We start from the raw sequence: 18164 nt of genomic DNA on the forward strand, positions 1-18164 counted from the left end.
GGCCATGAGTTCCGAAGAAGATCCGACGCAGGAAAGCTGGCGGTCCCGATTTGGCGGTGGATCGCTGGGGTGGCGGTTGCGCACCGCGGTGATCATTCTATTGGTGATCGCCGCCGCGACGGTCTGGGTCACCAATCGGTTGCTGACCGACAGGTTCACCGAAAGTACGCGCAACCGGGCGGAACTGCGTCTGGCGCTGTATTCCGGCAACCTTATCAGCGAACTTCGCCGAAACGCCATCGTTCCACAATTGCTGGCCCGCGATCCGACGCTGATCGCTGCCTTGCATTCGAGTGATTACTCGCTGTCGACGCAGCGCCTGATTTCTTTCGTCGATGAGATCGGGGCCGCCTCGCTGATGCTGCTCGACCGGGATGGGCGGTCGGTGGCGGCCACGGACAGGAACCGGTTGGGCGAAGCGCACAGGAATTCGCCATTTTTCGTTGATGCGATTCGTTCAAATTCCACCGTTTTCTCGGTAATCCAGCGCGAGGCGGGTGATTACAGTTTCTACTATGCGCGGCGTCTGGAGGCGGGGGCAGAAATTCTCGGGGTCATCGCCGTCGAGGTCGATCTGCGGAAATTCGAGCGCGCCTGGGCGGGGATTTCGGATGCGGTGATGGTGACAGACAGCACCGGCACCATCATCCTTTCCACCGAGCCTCAGTGGCGCGGAGTGGACGAGAGCGCGGCCTTGCTGCGGCAGCCGCCGGAAAATGCCATCGAGCGCGCGATCCGGGCAACGACGGATTGGACTGCTCTGCCACCCGACGCCTATGTGCAGGGTGAGGCGGTGATGCGCACGGAGAACCGCATACCGTTTCGCGGATGGAAGATGACGTCCTTCACTACCTATGCGTCGATTCGCGAGCGGGTGAATGGCGTGTTGGCGTTGGAAATCATGGGCTTCGCGATTCTGTTGGCGCTGGTTTTCTATGCGCTGAGTCGCAGAACGGCCTTGCGCATGGCGCTATTCCAGCGCGAGTCGGCGGAGCTTCGCGCATTGAACGCCCGGCTGCAGCGGGAAATTGCTGAGCGCAAACGGGTGGAAAAAACCCTGGAGGTGGCCGAGCAGACTCTGGCGCAGAGCTCGAAACTGGCCGCATTGGGCGAGATGTCGGCGGCGGTAAGCCACGAGTTGAACCAGCCACTTGCGGCCATGAAGACCTATCTCGCCGGGGCGCGTCTGTTGTTGCGACGCAATCGGCCTGAAGAGGCGCTTGCAAGCTTTGGGCGCATCGACGGCCTGATCGAGCGCATGGGGGCGATCACCCGACAGCTGAAATCCTATGCGCGCAAAGGAGCGGATGCGTTTTCGCCCGTGAATCTGGGCGATGCGCTGGCCTCGGCGCTGTCGATGATGGAGCCGCAATTGCGTCAGAGGCATGTCAAGATCACGCAGATCCTGCCTGAAGAGCCGGTCATGGTGATGGGTGACCGCATGCGTCTGGAGCAGGTTATGGTGAACCTCTTGAGAAATGCCTTGGATGCCACCAAATCTGTATCAGACCCGGATGTGGAAATCATCCTGGCGGCGGGGGATACCGCCATCTTGACGGTGCGTGACAACGGGCATGGTATCGAGAATATCGAGAACCTGTTCGAACCGTTCTATACCACCAAGCAACCGGGCGACGGGGTCGGGCTGGGGCTTGCCATCTCGTCGGGGATCGTGAACGACCATGGAGGACGGCTGACTGCGCGCAACGGTCAGCATGGCGGAGCGGTTTTCGAGATGCGCCTGCCAATACTGGACAAAGACGGCCTCGAGGCCGCCGAATGACGAGGAATGACTATGGCACAGGCCATGAAAATCGCCATCGTGGATGACGAACAAGACATGCGCCAGTCGATCAGCCAATGGCTGGCGCTGTCGGGCTATGACACCGAAACCTTCGCCAGCGCCGAAGACGCGCTCAAGGTGTTGGGACCGGACTATCCGGGAATCGTGATCTCGGACATCAAGATGCCGGGCATGGACGGTATCCAATTGCTGAAGAAACTCATGGGGGTGGACAGCGCCCTGCCGGTCATCATGATTACGGGGCATGGGGACGTGCCGATGGCGGTCGAGGCGATGCGGGTCGGGGCCTTTGATTTCCTGGAAAAGCCGTTCAATCCCGATCGGATGTCGGAACTGGCCAAACGCGCCAGCAACGCGCGGCGCCTGACGCTCGACAACCGCGCTTTGCGGCGCGAATTGTCTGGCGGGACTCAGATCATGGAAAAGCTGATCGGCGCCAGCCCGGTGATGGAACGTCTGCGAGAGGACATCCTCGATCTGGGGCAGGCCGACGGCCATGTTCTGATCGACGGCGAAACCGGCACCGGCAAGACGTTGGTGGCGCACGCGCTGCACGCGGTGGGAAGCCGGGCAGGCAAGAAATTCGTGCTGATCTCTTGTGCCGCCCTGGAGGAAGAGGCGCTGTCCAAGCGTCTGTTCGGCCCGATGATGCCCGAGGACTCGCAATTGCCTGCAATCGAAGAGGCGCGAGGCGGTACACTGGTGCTGGAGGATATCGAGGCGCTGAGCGACACGTTGCAGGCCAAGCTGTTGAGCGTGATGAACGAGCAGGGAACCCCGGCGGAAACCCGGATCGTCGCCATCTCGAACCTGCAGGAGGCCGGCAAGACCTGCGAGGATGTGCTGCGGCCGGACCTGTTCTATCGGCTGGCCGCGTTGCGCATCACCATGCCGCCGCTGCGCCAGCGGGGCGAGGACATCCTGACACTCTTTACCCGCCTCAGCGAACAGTTCGCCGAGGAATACGGCTGCGATGCGCCGCAGGTATCCGCCCAGGAAGCCGCGCAGCTGTTGCAGGCGCCTTGGCCGGGAAATGTGCGGCAACTGATCAACATCGCCGAACGCGCTGTGCTGCAGTCGCGCAGGGGATCGGGCACGATCGCCTCGTTGCTGATGTCGGATCATGACGAAATGCAGCCGGTGATGACGACGGAGGGCAAGCCGCTCAAGGAATATGTCGAGGCGTTCGAACGGATGCTGATTGACAACACGATGCGCCGCCACAAGGGGTCGATTGCCTCTGTGATGGAGGAGTTGTGCCTGCCGCGCCGGACTCTGAACGAGAAGATGGCGAAATACGGGTTGCAACGCTCGGATTATCTGTAGCGTGAAGGGGGCCAGCCCCCTCTTGGCCTTACAGGCCAATTCACCCCCGGGATATTTGTGGCCAGATGAAGGGGATGGGCGCATGCGTCGGGGGCGTCGTGCAGTTTGCCCATTGTCTTTTCCACAGGAGTGCTTTTATTGTGGCAGAACGGGCAGGGCCGTGATGTGCCTTGGTACCCAGAATCTTAGAGTTTCGCTGCTTTGCCTCGGATGGCGATGAACCCCGCAGGGCAAAGCAGACCGATTGTGCCCCAGCAAGGGGCAGTGGAATGCTTTCGCCCGGGCTTTCGGGGGAAAGGAATTAGTGGGCAGGTGAGCGGCCTAGCCGTGCCTGTCGGAGAAGAACCGCGATGACGCGCGCGCAACGATTGAGACACCGGGCAGGGGGCGAAAACGCCAGACCCTGCTGCGCGCCGTCCGAAATCGCCCTGACAAGACACCACCCCAAGAGCGCCCGCCCGCCCGGCCAGGGTAGGGTGACGCCTTCGGATCGGTGCACCAAGGAAACATGGCAAAGAAAATGCTTATCGATGCCACCCACGCGGAAGAGACCCGCGTCGTGGTGGTGGACGGCAACAAGGTCGAGGAGTTCGACTTTGAATCCGAAAACAAGCGCCAGCTTGCAGGCAACATCTATCTCGCAAAGGTAACTCGGGTCGAACCCTCGCTTCAGGCGGCTTTCGTCGATTATGGCGGGAACCGGCACGGTTTCCTCGCGTTTTCCGAAATCCATCCGGACTATTACCAGATCCCCGTCGCCGACCGCGAGGCGCTGATGGAGGAAGAGCGCGCCTATGCCGAGGCGATGAAGGCGCGCGACGAGGCGGAAGAAACCAAGCCGAAGCCCAGGCGGCGGTCGCGCTCGAAGACGCAGGCCGAGGATGTGAAATCCGAGGATCCGATCGAAACCAGGGAAGTGGCCTCGGAGCCGACTGGCATGGAGACCATCGACCTGGGTGAGAACGAGGACCATCTGGATGTGCCTGAAGCCACATCGCCGATGGAACGGGTCGCGGAAACGCCGGTCGAAGAGCCTGAGGATGCGCCTGCCGAGGAATACGGCGAGGGCGAGAAGGGGCAGGAGGCCCCGGCTCAAGCCGAAGCAACTGAAGAAAGCGCGGAGGGCACGGCGGAAGAGGTGCCCGAAGACGACGCAAGCGCTGAGTCGCAGCAAGAGGCGACCGGTGCCGAGGCCGAGGAAGCTGGCGAGGCCGCAGAAGGCGAGCAAGAGGCGGAGCGAGAAGAAAAAGAGGAAGCCGAGTCCGACGAGGATGAGGAAAGCCGGCCTTCGGCAGCTTCGGAGAAGGACGAAACCATCGAGTCCGTTGCCGAAGAGGACGACATCGAGGATATCCGTCCGCCGCGCAAGCCCCGTCCGCGCCGCTACAAGATCCAGGAAGTCATCAAGGTGCGGCAGGTCCTGCTGGTGCAGGTTGTCAAGGAAGAGCGCGGCAACAAGGGTGCTGCGCTGACCACCTATCTGTCTCTGGCCGGTCGCTATTGCGTGTTGATGCCCAACACCGCGCGTGGCGGTGGCATCAGCCGCAAGATCACCAATGCCGCCGACCGCAAGAAGCTCAAGGAAATCGCGGCCGAGATCGACGTGCCCAGTGGCGCCGGCCTGATCATTCGGACTGCGGGCGCCAAGCGGACAAAGTCCGAGATCAAGCGCGACTATGAGTATTTGCAGCGTCTGTGGGAGCAGATCCGCGAGTTGACCCTGAAATCCATCGCGCCGGCCAAGATCTACGAAGAGGGCGACCTGATCAAACGCTCGATCCGCGATCTTTACAGCCGCGATATCGACGAGGTGCTCGTCGAGGGCGAGAGCGGTTATCGCATCGCCAAGGACTTCATGAAGATGATCATGCCGTCGCACGCCAAGAACGTGAAACGGTACGAAGATCCGCTGCCGCTGTTCGCCCGCTACCAGGTGGAAAGCTACCTGAGTTCGATGTTCAACCCGACGGTTCAGCTGAAGTCGGGCGGCTATATCGTGATCGGCGTGACCGAGGCGCTGGTGGCAATCGACGTGAACTCGGGCCGGGCCACCAAGGAAGGCTCGATCGAGGAAACCGCGCTCAAGACCAACCTTGAGGCCGCCGAGGAGGTGGCGCGCCAGCTGCGCCTGCGTGACCTTGCGGGTCTGATCGTCATCGATTTCATAGACATGGACGAGCGCAAGAACAACCTGGCGGTCGAAAAACGGCTGAAGGACAAGCTGAAGACCGACCGGGCCCGCATCCAGGTGGGACGTATCTCGGGCTTTGGCTTGCTGGAGATGAGCCGTCAGAGATTGCGCCCGGGGATGATCGAGGCAACCACGCAGCCTTGCCCGTCCTGCCATGGCACCGGGTTGATCCGGTCGGACGACAACATGGCCTTGGCGATCCTGCGTCAGATTGAAGAGGAAGGCACCCGCCGCCGCTCGCGCGAGGTTCTGGTGCGGTGCCCGGTCAGCATCGCCAACTACCTGATGAACCAAAAGCGCGAGCATATCGCTCAGATCGAGGCGCGCTATGGCATGTCGGTGCGGGTCGAAGGCGACGTTCATCTGGTGAGCCCGGATTTCTCGATGGAGAAATTCAAGACCGCCAGCCGCATGGTGCCCGAAGCGACAGCTCCGGTCGTGTCCGTGGATGCCAAACTGATGGACGAGATCGATTCTTCCGAAGCGGAGGAAGAAACCGTCGTCGGGACGGAAGAGGAACCCAAAGCAAAGCCCAAGCGCAAGCGCCGCCGCCGCAGCCGCCGCAAGAAGGGTGCCGGCAACGGCGATGTCGCTGAGGAGACCAGGGTGCAGGACGAAGAGGCATCATCCTCCGAACAAGTTGCCGGAGAGCAGGCTTCGGAAACGCCGGTCGAAACTGCGCCCGAAGCGGTAGCGGAAGAAGAGGCTCCCAAACCCAAGAAGCGCCGTGCGCCGCGCCGGAAGAAGAAACAAGAAGAGACTTCCGAGGAAAGCGTGGATGCGGTTGAAACCGCCGAGATCTCGCCGAGCGAAGAGCTTGCTGTTTCCGACGCGGCTGCTGAGGCCGGGGAAGCTGCGGGTGCTCCGGCGGAAACTGCCGAGGAAGCCGTTGAAATCGTCGCGGCTGCGCCGGAGCAAGCGGAAGAGCCTCAGGCCGTGGCGGAGCCTGCTGATGCAGTTGACGAGGCTGAACCTGCCACCGCAGAGGCCGAAATCGAAGCGGAACAGCCAGAGCCTGTTGCGGAACTTGCCGAGGAGCCCAAGGCGGCACAGAGCGAGCCGGTGCTGGAGAGCGTTTCCGAAGACGCACCTGCCCCGGAGAAAAAGGACAAGCCCAAGCGCCGAGGTTGGTGGTCTTTGGGAACCTGATCGAGGAAAGGGCGGGTCATTGAGGCCCGCCTTTTTCTTATCCGCCCTTGCGGATCAGATAGCTGCGATAGCCCTGTTCCTCGGTCTGGGAAACCAGCGCATGGCCTGCCTCGGCGCAGAAATGCGGCACGTCGATGACGGCCGCCGGATCGTCCGCCAATATTCGCAGCAGCGCGCCATCGGGCATGGTTTTCAGCCGCTTTCGGGCCTTGAGGACGGGCAGGGGGCAGAGCAACCCCAGTGCGTCCAATGTCTCGGTTGCGTCGGTCATGTATGCCAGATATTCCGCCTTGCGTGATCTGTCCAGCGTCCGGGGCACGGGGATGTGACCGCATGGCCTCGTGACGCCGCCGCAATGATGGCATATGTGCAGGATATGTTTGGAATCGATATCATCGACGCGGGCCTTCTGCCTGCGATGCTCGTTGCAATGCTGGGTGGGATAATCAGCTTTCTCTCGCCCTGCGTTCTGCCTATCGTGCCGCCTTACCTGGCCTATATGAGCGGTGTGACCATTCACGAGATGCAGGATCAGGCGCAAGCGCGACGCAGGGCAACCCTGGCTGCGCTATTCTTTGTGCTGGGTCTTTCGACCGTGTTTCTACTGCTTGGGTTCACGGCTTCGGCGTTCGGCGCGTTTTTTCTGTCGAATCAGGAGCTTTTCGCAAAGATTTCAGGTGGAATCGTCATCATATTCGGCCTGCATTTTCTAAACGTTTTCCGCATTCCGATTCTGGACCGCGAAGCGCGGATGGAAACCGGAGATGCCGGCGGGTCGGTCTTTGGGGCCTATCTTCTGGGGCTGGCCTTTGCCTTTGGCTGGACCCCCTGCATCGGCCCGCAATTGGGGGCGATCCTGTCACTGGCGGCTTCCGAGGCCTCTGTGGCGCGTGGCACTTTCCTGCTTGGGGTCTATGCGGCCGGCTTGGGCATTCCCTTCCTGCTGGCGGCGATGTTCCTCAACCGCTCGATGTCGGTGATGAACCGGATCAAGCCACACATGGACAAGATCGAAAAGGCGATGGGGGCCTTGCTGCTGCTTGTCGGAATCATGTTGGTGACCGGGTTGTTTTCCTCGTTCAGCTGGTGGCTGCTGGAAACTTTCCCAGGCCTTGCGACGCTTGGCTAGCGCTGCATGGCTGACACTGACCCCGTTGCTGCGATAGGCTGCGCGGCAGAGGTAAGGGACATGAGCAGCCAGTCGCCGCAAAACAAGGTTTGCCGCCGCCGGGTTTTCTATATTCCCGGCTATGACCCGTTTCCACCGCGCAGGTATCGAGAGCTGTACCGCCGCGAGGCGGCCGAGCAGGCGCGGATTTCTGGTTACGTTGTCGAACTCAGACCGGGAAATGGCGATGGCCCTTATGGATGGGAAGTGACATCCAGACAGGATGGTTGCCTTGTGCATTCGGATATCCGCGTGCTGGTCTGGTCGGATGTCGTGCAGGCCAGCATGTCGAAATCCATTCCCGCGACCTACCTGCAACTGGTGCGAACCGCATGGATCTACATCTCGTCGGGCACCTTGTGGCGGCTCATGCGGATGCGCAAGGGGCCAGTCCTTGCCGTTCTCTATCCGGTCGGGATGTTGGTGCTGCAGTTGCTCTTTGCCGTCGGAGCAGGGTGGCTGGCGCTCTCGGTTGCACCTCTGGCGCCATGGGCCGGGCTGGTCTTGGCAGTCTTGGTGGCCGTTTTGATCCTGATGGGGTTCCGGAGTCTCAATCACCGGTTCCTCGTCTACTACCTGATGCAGGATTACGCGTTTTCCGCTCGGTTTTGGGGGCGGTATCCGCCGGAACTGGAAGCCAAAATATCGGAATTCTCGGATCTGGTCGGTGCTGCGATGCAGGATGACGTGGACGAGGTTCTTGTCGTCGGCCACAGCTGTGGGGCGCATATGGGCGTATCGGTTCTGGCTGATGTGATCCGTCGGGGGAACTTGTCCGGCAAAAGGCCTGCGTTAGGGTTTTTGTCACTGGGGCAGGTGGTGCCCATGGTCTCCTTCCTGCCTGAGGCGCACCGGTTGCGCGCCGACCTGAAACTCCTCAGCACCAGCGATGATTTGGCCTGGGTCGATGTTTCCGCCCCCGGTGACGGCTGTTCGTTTGCGCTCTGCGACCCGGTGGCGGTAAGCGGTGTCGCCATGCCCGAAAAACGCTGGCCTCTGGTTCTGTCAGCGGCCTTCACCCAGACGCTCTCACCGGCTCGCTGGGCCCAGCTGCGCTGGAAGTTCTTCAGGCTGCACTTCCAGTATCTGTGCGCCTTCGACCGGCCCGGCGACTACGACTATTTCCGGATCACTGCCGGCCCGATGACGCTGGCCGCTCGGTTCGAGGGTCGGGCACCGTCGCGGTCGCGTCTGGAGGTGGCCGTGTCGAAATACAGGTCGGTGGCCGCATGACACCGCCGAAACCGCCCGCGCGCGCCGACAAGGTTTCACTGTGGCGGTATCTGAAATTGTTCCGGCGGGACCTTCTGTCGGCGCAGCCACAACGGCTCTACCGTGCGTGGATGGCCGAGTTTCGCACGCCGTTCTTCAAGTCATTCCTGATCAACCAGCCACAGTTGATCGACACCGTCCTCAAGCAACGTCCCGATGACTTTCCCAAGTCCGATCGTATTCGCGAGGGGCTGAGGCCGCTGCTGGGCGAGTCGGTCTTTCTGACCAATGGAGAGGTCTGGAAACGCCAGCGCCGCATCATAGACCCGGCATTCGAAGGTGGCAGGCTGCGCGACACTTTCCCGGCGATGAAGGCCGCCGCCGATGCCTGCGTGACCCGTTTGCAGGATCATTTGGGGCAGGAAACGGAATTCGAAGAGGTCACCAGCCACGTTGCCGCGGATGTGATCTTTCGCACGTTGTTCTCCATTCCGATCGAGAACGAGATCGCTGCGCGGGTGTTCGACCGGTTCCGCGCCTACCAGCGTGCCCAGCCCCTGCTGAACCTCGCGGCCTTCATCCGGGTGCCGGGCTGGGTCCCGCGGTTTCATTCCCGTGCGACCCGGGCGAATGCCGCTGAAATACGGGGGCTGATCCGCCAGTTGACCCATCAGCGCATGGCCGAGATCAAGGCGGGAACCGCCCCCAATGATCTGGCCACCAAGATCATGACCACCGCCGATCCGATCACGGGCGAGACGTTCGACACGCAGGAAATGATCGACCAGGTGGCGATCTTTTTCCTCGCCGGCCACGAAACCAGCGCGTCCGCCCTGGCATGGACCTTGTATCTGATGGCGCTGTATCCCGAGTGGCAGGAGAAAGTGGCCCAAGAGGCAAGCGCACTTGATGACCAGAGTTTCGCGGTCATGTCCCGCCTCAAGCTCAGCCGCGACGTGTTCCGTGAGGCGCTGCGGCTCTACCCGCCTGTGCCGATGATGGTGCGCGAGGTGACGGGCCCAGAGCGGTTCCGGGACCGCGACGTTCCCAAGGGGGCGCAGATCGTGCTCAGCCCCTGGCACCTGCATCGTCATGAACGCGTGTGGGAGCGTCCCGACGAATTTGACCCGGCGCGCTGGCAAACGGAAAATGGCAAGTCATGCCAACGCAATGCCTACATCCCGTTCTCTGCCGGGCCACGGGTCTGCACCGGAGCGGGGTTTGCCATGGTCGAGGGGCCGCTGGTCCTTTCAACGCTCCTGCGCCGGTTTCGTTTCGAGCGTATCGAGGGGCGCGATCCGGTGCCGGTCGCGCATCTGACCGTAAGGGCAAAGGACGGCATCTGGTTGCGGATCCTTGAGCGCTAACACGCTACCATCCGCCCAAGCCTTGCTGTATGCGAAAGCGGAAGTCGGAATCAGATTGAACGGGAAAGTGATATGTCCAAGGCAGACCAGCGCGAACAGATGACCAACGGTGCGGGCTTCATTGCGGCTCTGGACCAGAGCGGCGGCTCGACCCCCAAGGCGTTGGCGCTTTATGGCGTGGATGCCTCGCAGTACGGGTCCGAAGAAGAGATGTTCGCCGAGATCCAGAACATGCGGGCGCGGATCATTCTTGCGGATGACTTCACCAAGGAAAAAGTGATCGGCGCGATCCTGTTCGAACGCACGCTGGGCGAAGAGATCGAGGGCCGCAAGGTGGCGGATTACTTGTGGTCTGTCAAAGGCATCGTGCCGTTTCTGAAGATCGACAAGGGGCTGGAGGAACAAGCCAACGGCGTGCAGATGATGAAGCCGATCCCGGGGCTGTCTGAAACGCTGGCAAAAGCCGCCTCGATGGGTGTATTCGGCACCAAGGAGCGTTCGGTGATCCACGAGGCCAACGCCGAGGGCATCGCCGCCGTGGTTGCGCAGCAATTCGACGTGGCGCGCGAGGTGATCGCGGCCGGCATGGTTCCGATCGTCGAGCCCGAGGTGAACATCCATTCGGAAACCAAGGCCGAGGCCGAGGACATCCTCAAGGCCGAGATCCTCAAACAGCTCGACACGCTGGAAGAGGGGCAGGACATCATGCTCAAGCTCACCCTGCCGACCAAGGCCAACCTCTATGACGAGCTGGCCGACCATCCGCGCGTGCTGCGTGTGGTGGCGTTGTCGGGAGGGTATTCGACCGAAGAGGCCTGCGACCTGCTGAGCAAGAACGACAAGATGATCGCATCCTTCTCGCGCGCCCTGACCGAGGGCCTCTCCAAGCAGATGTCGGATTCAGAGTTCAACGCCGCGCTTGGCAGCAACATCGACAAGATCTACCGCGCATCGGTGTGACGGTTCAGGCGCCCTACGGGGCGCCTTTTCATTCGGGCTTGGTGAATTCCCGCCGTAGCTTTGCGGCCTTTTCCCGCATCACGCAGCCCTCGGCGTGGTCGTTGACCAGACCCATCGCCTGCATGAAGGCGAAAACGGTGGTTGGGCCCACGAATTTCCAGCCGCGTTTCTTGAGATCCTTGGACATGGCGACTGATTCTGGCGAGGTCGAGGCGGACTGCGGCGGAGGAAGATCCTCGGGCCGCGCCTCGTATCGCCAGACATAGGCGGCCAGTGAACCCGTTTCGGCCACGAGTTCCTGCGCCCTGCGCGCGTTGTTGATGACTGCCTCGATCTTGCCGCGGTGGCGGATGATGCCTTGGTCCTGCAGCAGGCGCTCGACATCGTGATCGGTGAAATCGGCCATCTTGTGGAAGTCGAACCCGTGGAACGCCCTGCGAAAGTTCTCGCGCTTGGCCAGAATCGTCCGCCAACTCAGGCCCGACTGAAAGCTTTCGAGGCAGAGTTTCTCGAACAGGCGCTGATCGTCGCCGACGGGATAGCCCCATTCGTTGTCATGATAGTCAAAGAACTTGGGCGCGGCTTGGCACCAACGGCAGCGGGGGTGCCCGTCGGGGCCGAGAATCGTGTCGGTCATCTAATGATCCTGTTTTGTTCCACTTGTATTGGGCCAGCAATCCAGCCGCATATCAAGGGTCATTCGCGGTTGCGATACCAGTTCAGGATGAAAACCCGCATTGCCGACGCAAGGCCGGTTTCCGGGTCTCGCGCCGCATCAATTTCGGATGCCAACACGTTGATCGGCATTGATTTCGCCTTGGCGATCTCTCGGAAGGCCTGCCAGAATTCGTCTTCCAGGGAGACCGAGGTCCGGTGCCCCTTTAGGGTCAGCGAGCGTTTGACGGGCGGTCCGCTCATTCATCCAGCTCGTGATTGTCCAGATCGCGGCGGGCCTTGTCGGCGCGGGCCTTGTCCAGTTGTTTGTCCGCCTTGCTGCGCCCGAACGCCGCCGCGTTCCGGTCGGCGCGGGCCTTTTTCTCGGCCCGCGCCTTTTCCTTGCGATACCGGTTCAGGTTGACCGGCTTGCCCATCAGTCCTTGGGCCCGATCATCTGCTCGGGGCGCACGACGGCGTCAAAGGTCGCCTCGTCGACGAAGCCCAGCTTGATGGCCTCTTCCTTCAGCGTGGTGCCGTTCTTGTGCGCGGTCTTGGCGACCGTGGTGGCGTTGTCATAGCCGATGGTGGGCGCCAGAGCGGTGACCAGCATCAGCGATTCCTTCATCAGCTTGTCGATGCGCTCTTCGTTGGCCTTGATGCCCAGCAGCATGCGCTCGGTAAAGCTGTCGGTCGCGTCGCCCAGCAGCTGGATCGACTGCAGCAGGTTGTAGGCCATCATCGGGTTGTAGACGTTCAGCTCGAAATGACCCTGGCTGCCGGCGAACTTGATCGCGGCGTCGTTGCCCATGACGTGGGCCGCGACCTGGGTCAGTGCCTCGGCCTGGGTCGGGTTGACCTTGCCGGGCATGATCGACGAGCCGGGCTCGTTCTCCGGCAGGATCAGTTCGCCCAGACCCGAGCGCGGCCCCGAGCCGAGGAAGCGGATGTCGTTGGCGATCTTGTAGCAGCTGCCCGCGACCGTGGCCAAGGCGCCCGACAGGAACACCATCGCGTCATGGGCGGCCAGCGCCTCGAACTTGTTGGGCGCGGTGACGAAGGGCAGGCCGGTGATTTCGGCCATGTTGGCGGCGACGGCCTCGGCCCAGCCCTTCTGGGTGTTCAGCCCGGTGCCGACGGCGGTGCCGCCCTGCGCCAGCTCGTAGATGCCCGGCATGGCGGCGTTCACGCGGGCGATGCCCTGACGAATCTGATGGGCATAGCCGCTGAATTCCTGGCCCAGCGTCAGCGGAGTTGCGTCCTGCGTGTGGGTGCGCCCGATCTTGATGATGTCCTTGAATTCCTCGGACTTCTGCTCGAGCCCGGCGGCCAGCTTCTCCAGCCCCGGCAGCAGAACGTCGCGCACGCTCATCGCAGTGGCGATGTGCATGGCGGTGGGGAAAGTGTCGTTCGACGATTGCCCCATGTTGCAGTGATCGTTCGGGTGCACCGGGTCTTTCGAGCCGATGACGCCGCCCAGGATCTCGATGGCGCGGTTGGCGATCACCTCGTTGGCATTCATGTTCGACTGGGTGCCCGAGCCGGTCTGCCAGACGACCAGCGGGAAGTTGTCGTCGAACTTGCCTTCGAACACTTCACCGGCGGCCTGGATGATTGCGTCGGCAATCCTTGCGTCCAGCTTGCCCGTTGCCTTGTTCTGCATCGCGCAGGCTTTCTTGATCACGCCCAGCGCGCGGATGATGGCCACGGGCTGCTTCTCCCAGCCGATGGGGAAGTTCATGATCGAACGCTGTGTTTGCGCTCCCCAATACTTGTCGGCGGGCACTTCCAGCGGGCCAAAACTGTCGGTTTCAGTGCGGGTCTGAGACATCTGTCACTCCGTCAGGTATGCAGTTGTATGCCGTTTAGCCGGAGCGCCGTCAGGGCGCAATCGGCCAGTTGGGCGCACCATAGGGGCAAGCGCGCAAGAGGTATAGGCGCAAAGGCCGCGTCAAATTTTCGTGGTCGGGCAATTCGCGCCATTGTGCGCGACCGGCGCCCCTGTAGAATGGCGCAAGACAGACAAACGGAGGCGGCCATGCAGGGATCTATGAAGAACCGACGGACGCTGCGCCCGTGGTGGGTGGTGTTCAGCCTGTTCTGCCTTCTGTTCATGGCCGCTCCGGGGCAAGCCTCGGAGATCACGCCTTTCGTCGGGTCTTACAAGGGGTCGGCCGAGATCGTCGATGCCGACGGCACGACAACGCCGCGCGACATGAGCGTGACCATCACCGAGACCAAAAAAGGCTTCAACGTCAGTTGGACGACGACGACCTACAAGCCGGATGGTCGCATCAAGGAGGGGAGGTATTCCGTTGATTTCGTGCCATCAGACCGGCCGAATGTCTATGCTGCCGCGATGGCCCGGAATGTTTTCGGGCACGAGGTTCAACTCAACCCCATGAAGGGTGAGCCCTATGTGTGGGGACGCATCGAAGGCAATACGTTGACCGTATATTCGCTGTTCATCGATGACCACGGCGGCTACGAGATGCAACAGTTCGACCGCACGCTGGCGGAGGGCGGGCTGAACCTGTCATTTTCCCGTTTCCGAAACGGAACAAAATCCCGCTCGGTCGAAACCTTTCTCGAAAAGCAGTAGCGCTGCGCACGACGGGTTGGCGCCGTGCCCACCTTGCCCGATCACTTTCTGAAACTGTCGAGCGAAACCACGTCGGCGTCATGTTGTTCTTCGCCCGGGTCGTGGTCTTCCGCTTCGACGGTGTCGGGGATCTCCGAGAACTCTTCTTCTTCGCCCTCGTCACTGCTTTCGAACCTCAGGCCAAATTCGACTGACGGGTCCACGAAAGTCTTGATGGCAGTGTAGGGAATGTAGAGAGGTTCGGGGGTGTCTCCAAAGTTCAGCGTGATCGAAAATCCATCGTCATCAACGATCAGATTTTCGAACCAGTGCTGCATGACGATTGTCATGTCACCGGGATATCTCTGGCGCAGCCAGTCAGCGAGTTCCACGCCGTCGTGCCGGGTGTCGAATGTAATGAAAAAATGATGTGAACCGGGCAGTCCCTGTTCCGATACCTGGGCTAGAACGGTTTTGATCAGCCCCCGCATGGCGGTGTGCATCAGGTTCCCGTAATTGATGTCTCGCGACATTTCCAATCCTCAATAAACTTTCTCTCCAGCATAGGGGATTCCGACGGAAACAAAAGCCCATCTCTCGCAATATTGGTTAGAAGAAATGGCTTGTTGCCCCTACGGCCGCCATCACCGCCAAGGTTCTCGCCAAACCGGTTTTCGCGCCAAAAACAAGGGTTGCGGCCAGCAACGTGAAGGCCACCGCGAGCGGATCGACAGAGTCCGTCACGGGGCTCGGGATCGATACCGGCCCCAGACTGTATACGTGAACCGTTTCAAAGAGTACGTTCAAGCCAAACCACACAGAGAGGTTGAGAATCACACCGACCACGGCGGCAGTAATTGCGCGCAAGGCCGAAGACAGACGCGGGCGCGCGGCAATCTGCTCCAGATACGGTGCGGCAAGAAATATCCAAAGAAAACAGGGCACAAAAGTGGCCCAAAGCGCGACCGCCCCCGCAGCCAGCGCCAGCGGGGCACCGCCGGCGATCTGCCCGGTCAGCATGGCGACGAACTGCGTGACAAGGATGAGTGGCCCCGGTGTGGTTTCAGCCAGACCGAGCGCGTCGATCATCTGTTCGGTGGTGATCCAATGGTAGTGATCAACCACGGTCTGGGTCATATAGGCGAGAACCGCATAGGCGCCGCCAAAGGTGACAACGGCGAGTCGGGCAAAGAACCATCCCAGATCGCTGAGCAGTTCCTGCTCGGAAAATGTGAGCGTGATCAGGGGGGCCAGCCACAAGGTCATCCATAGCGCCGCCGTGGACAGCGGGCGAGGTTCGGCCGAAAGCGGTGGCATGATGGTTTCGCCTTTCTGATCCCCGGTCACGAACCCCAACAGTGCCGCGGCAAGAACGATCAGGGGAAATGGCAGGTCGAATGCAAAGATTGCCAGGAAGGCGCAGACCGCAATCAGGAAAGGCTTGGTGCCGTTCAGCGCCTTTCCGGAAAGTTTCAACAAGGCTTGCAGGACGATGACGATGACTGTTGCCTTGATGCCCAGAAAGGCGGACTGCACCACCGGCACGTCCCCGAATGCCGCGTAGAGGACGGCGAGAACGGCAATGACGACGGCGCCGGGCAAGACGAACAGGGTGCCGGCGATCAGGCCACCTGCGACGCCGCGCAGACGCCAGCCCGCATAGGTCGCCAGCTGCATGGCCTCGGGGCCGGGAAGAAGCATGCACAGCGACAGTGCCCGCAGGTAGGTCTGCTCGTCCAGCCAGGGGCGGTCTTCGACAAGTTCGCGATGCATCAGCGAGATCTGCGCAGCAGGCCCGCCAAAGGACAAGATGCCTATGCGCCCAAAGACGTGAAAGAGTTCGCCAATCGTCGGGGTCATGTCTGGCCGCGCGCTGTTCCATGCCCCAGCGGCAGAAATTTGTGGTGCGCCTTCTGGTGCCGTGCAGTCGTGTCGGTCATGGGGCCCGCCATCTTGGTTGGTGTCGTGCGCCCCGTTGAACAGCGGTGGGACGTTGTAAGACGGTATCGGTGTCCCACCGCGCATTGGCAAGCGATTTCAGGCCTTGCCGCTATGCCCAGTCCAGCCGTTGGCCGGTCATGCAGACGGGCAGGGTATCCTTTGGGAACTGTCCCAGCTGTTCGAAGAGTGAGATGAAGTCGAACTGATTGTAGGTCTCCACCATCTTGCCGTCGCGAAACCGCGCCATAACCTGACCAGTGACCTCGATCGGCGCCCCGTTGTCCGCGCGCGAAGTGTGAACGTGCAGAATTGCCGACAGCCAGTTGCCATCTTCGATGATCTTGGGAAGCTCGACGCGGATCTCGCCGAGAATGTGCCGGAATGCAGCCACCAGATCACGAAAATCATCCGGACCAACCTGCATTTCGGGAATCAGCCCCTCGGCCATCGTGTCGGGAGAAAAATATTTCTGGATCGCATCCGCGTTGCCCTGTTCCCAAACCTCGGCATACCACGCCTTCAGCACTTCTGATTTCGTCTTTTCGGGTCTCCGTACTGTTTGGCGGAACCCTGCCCGAAAAGGATGAACGAAGCCTGAACGGGCTCAGTCCAAATAGGGGACTTGTATGCACATGAAAGGTGAAATGCAGGTTTCTGTTGCCAGGTACCTGCGAACCCCGCCTTACGCGGCTAGGCGCAAGGGCTTAAGTTTTCGGTCTTGTTACCGCTTACGCAGCAACTGCAACCGGAGCACGATTGTCATTGGCAATTATGCTTTACGGACCGATAACGGTGGTACCTCACCGGGACAAAGCAAACCCCTTTACACGTTCGTCGATCCTGTTTCGGCCCCGCTGTCCCGCCAATGATGGGATTTTGGTGGAGCCGCCGGGTACCGCCCCCGGGTCCGATCCGCTTATTACGAGCGCGTTTATGTCCATAGTTCTTGCGAACGATCGAAATATAGTAAGCGCCTGTGGCCATTGCAAGCGGATGAGGCGTATTTGCCGGACTGACTTTGGTGCTGGAGTTTGCGATTCCAAAAACCAGAAAAAGCCATTAATATCAGATAATAATGGTGATATCTTGACGTCAGGGAGTCGCGGCTTGCGAACAGTGGCACGACTTTTCGTTGCGGTTGCAGGTCTCATATTGCCGCCCACAGACCGATGCCTCCGACCAGCAGCAGGCTGAACGCCCAGACAAGCTCCAGATCGAACCAGCTGCGGGACAGAAAGCGCAGGCCGAGCCATCGGAAAACCGCATAGGCCAGCGCCGCGCCCGCGCCGATCATCGCAAGCGTATGGATCACCGACACGGCAAGGGCGAGCCTGACGTTTTCCCCCATGATCTCGGCGGCCGCGCGATGGCCGGCGTCGCTCTCTTCCACGCTGCACAGGCCAAGATAGATCGGCAGAATCATCAGGGCCGCGCCATGCGCAAGTGCCACGAGGAAAGACCACAGGGCCAGGCGGGAAGGCGGCACGCGGGCCAGAAATCGCGGGTGTCGTCGCGTCACGGCGATGTAGAGACCCATGCCGATCACCAGAAGCGAGGCGGCGATGCGAATCTCGCGCTGCCATTCGATGAGTGTTGTCATCGCGGTAAACGGCAGCAGGATGGCCAACATTGCGACGAAATGGCCGGCGGCAAGGGCGGCCAGAGCGGCCCACAAGGCCGACGTCCGTCGCTCCATCATCGCGGCGGAGACCGCCAGGGGCCAGCCCATGCCAGGGTTGATGCCGTGATACAGACCGCTCAAAACGACGGCCAGCCAGAGGCCCGCCGTCGTGGTCGTCAGGTCGCCCAAC

General features: G+C 61.1%; 17 protein-coding genes and 1 other RNA gene. 8 read left to right on the top strand and 10 right to left on the bottom strand.

What is annotated here, in order from left to right; translation table 11 throughout:
- Window positions 1–4 precede the first annotated feature (4 nt).
- The 3 genes from AVO45_RS02430 to AVO45_RS02440 all read left to right on the top strand — a co-directional run bounded on the left by AVO45_RS02430 (window position 5) and on the right by AVO45_RS02440 (window position 6470).
- Window positions 5–1783, top strand: a complete 1779-nt coding sequence (locus AVO45_RS02430; RefSeq protein WP_068344130.1) for a sensor histidine kinase — start codon at window positions 5–7, stop codon at window positions 1781–1783.
- Between the two features lie 12 nt (window positions 1784–1795).
- Entirely contained in the window at window positions 1796–3130 is a 1335-nt protein-coding gene (locus AVO45_RS02435; RefSeq protein WP_068344131.1) for a sigma-54-dependent transcriptional regulator, read from the top strand.
- A gap of 508 nt (window positions 3131–3638) precedes the next feature.
- Window positions 3639–6470: an Rne/Rng family ribonuclease gene (locus tag AVO45_RS02440; protein WP_068344132.1), complete on the top strand. Its 2832-nt coding sequence runs from the start codon at window positions 3639–3641 to the stop codon at window positions 6468–6470.
- 37 nt (window positions 6471–6507) lie between these two features.
- On the opposite strand, the gene tusA is transcribed toward AVO45_RS02440, so the two are convergent.
- Complete coding sequence (gene tusA / locus AVO45_RS02445; protein WP_068344133.1) at window positions 6508–6741, bottom strand: sulfurtransferase TusA; 234 nt, start codon at window positions 6739–6741, stop codon at window positions 6508–6510.
- A 105-nt stretch (window positions 6742–6846) separates the two neighbouring features.
- Here tusA and AVO45_RS02450 point away from each other — a divergent pair, with 105 nt between their 5' ends.
- From AVO45_RS02450 to AVO45_RS02465, 4 genes are all read left to right on the top strand, one after another.
- Window positions 6847–7599 (top strand): cytochrome c biogenesis CcdA family protein, encoded by a 753-nt coding sequence (locus AVO45_RS02450; protein ID WP_068344689.1) that lies wholly within the window; start codon window positions 6847–6849, stop codon window positions 7597–7599.
- Between the two features lie 60 nt (window positions 7600–7659).
- On the top strand, window positions 7660–8871 hold the full coding sequence (locus AVO45_RS02455; RefSeq protein WP_068344134.1) for a hypothetical protein: 1212 nt from the start codon (window positions 7660–7662) through the stop codon (window positions 8869–8871).
- Complete coding sequence (locus AVO45_RS02460; protein WP_068344135.1) at window positions 8868–10217, top strand: cytochrome P450; 1350 nt, start codon at window positions 8868–8870, stop codon at window positions 10215–10217. Before AVO45_RS02455 ends, AVO45_RS02460 begins: the two co-directional genes overlap by 4 nt.
- A gap of 72 nt (window positions 10218–10289) precedes the next feature.
- Window positions 10290–11177 carry a fructose bisphosphate aldolase gene (locus AVO45_RS02465; RefSeq protein WP_068344136.1) on the top strand — a complete coding sequence of 296 codons (888 nt, stop codon included), beginning with the start codon at window positions 10290–10292 and terminating at the stop codon, window positions 11175–11177.
- A gap of 28 nt (window positions 11178–11205) precedes the next feature.
- On the opposite strand, the gene AVO45_RS02470 is transcribed toward AVO45_RS02465, so the two are convergent.
- From AVO45_RS02470 to fumC, 4 genes are read right to left on the bottom strand one after another with little or no spacing between them, the layout of a single operon-like run.
- Complete coding sequence (locus tag AVO45_RS02470) at window positions 11206–11814, bottom strand: DNA-3-methyladenine glycosylase I (RefSeq protein ID WP_068344137.1); 609 nt, start codon at window positions 11812–11814, stop codon at window positions 11206–11208.
- A 59-nt stretch (window positions 11815–11873) separates the two neighbouring features.
- The gene (locus AVO45_RS02475; RefSeq protein ID WP_068344138.1) at window positions 11874–12095 is read right to left on the bottom strand and encodes a ribbon-helix-helix domain-containing protein; all 222 of its coding nucleotides are present in this window, start codon (window positions 12093–12095) and stop codon (window positions 11874–11876) included.
- Window positions 12092–12268, bottom strand: coding sequence for a DUF4169 family protein (locus AVO45_RS02480; protein ID WP_068344139.1), 177 nt, complete (start codon window positions 12266–12268; stop codon window positions 12092–12094). The genes AVO45_RS02475 and AVO45_RS02480 overlap by 4 nt, the downstream gene beginning before the upstream one ends.
- Complete coding sequence (gene fumC, locus AVO45_RS02485; RefSeq protein WP_068344140.1) at window positions 12268–13662, bottom strand: class II fumarate hydratase; 1395 nt, start codon at window positions 13660–13662, stop codon at window positions 12268–12270. The genes AVO45_RS02480 and fumC overlap by 1 nt, the downstream gene beginning before the upstream one ends.
- A 207-nt stretch (window positions 13663–13869) precedes the next feature.
- Between fumC and AVO45_RS02490 the strand changes: the two genes are divergently transcribed.
- Window positions 13870–14433, top strand: coding sequence for a hypothetical protein (locus AVO45_RS02490; protein ID WP_240482042.1), 564 nt, complete (start codon window positions 13870–13872; stop codon window positions 14431–14433).
- 41 nt (window positions 14434–14474) lie between these two features.
- On the opposite strand, the gene AVO45_RS02495 is transcribed toward AVO45_RS02490, so the two are convergent.
- From AVO45_RS02495 to AVO45_RS02515, 5 genes are all read right to left on the bottom strand, one after another.
- Window positions 14475–14945: an SspB family protein gene (locus AVO45_RS02495; RefSeq protein WP_068344142.1), complete on the bottom strand. Its 471-nt coding sequence runs from the start codon at window positions 14943–14945 to the stop codon at window positions 14475–14477.
- 76 nt (window positions 14946–15021) lie between these two features.
- Window positions 15022–16272, bottom strand: coding sequence for a chromate efflux transporter (gene chrA / locus AVO45_RS02500; RefSeq protein WP_068344143.1), 1251 nt, complete (start codon window positions 16270–16272; stop codon window positions 15022–15024).
- 190 nt (window positions 16273–16462) lie between these two features.
- Window positions 16463–16879, bottom strand: coding sequence for an ester cyclase (locus AVO45_RS02505; protein WP_068344144.1), 417 nt, complete (start codon window positions 16877–16879; stop codon window positions 16463–16465).
- A gap of 117 nt (window positions 16880–16996) precedes the next feature.
- Window positions 16997–17346, bottom strand: a transfer-messenger RNA (tmRNA) gene (ssrA, locus tag AVO45_RS02510).
- Window positions 17347–17500: 154 nt separating this feature from the next.
- On the bottom strand, window positions 17501–18163 hold the full coding sequence (locus AVO45_RS02515; protein WP_068344146.1) for a hypothetical protein: 663 nt from the start codon (window positions 18161–18163) through the stop codon (window positions 17501–17503).
- Between the last annotated feature and the right edge of the window lies 1 nt (window position 18164).

It is taken from the genome of Ruegeria marisrubri (assembly GCF_001507595.1).
GTDB classification, from domain to species: Bacteria; Pseudomonadota; Alphaproteobacteria; order Rhodobacterales; family Rhodobacteraceae; genus Ruegeria; species Ruegeria marisrubri.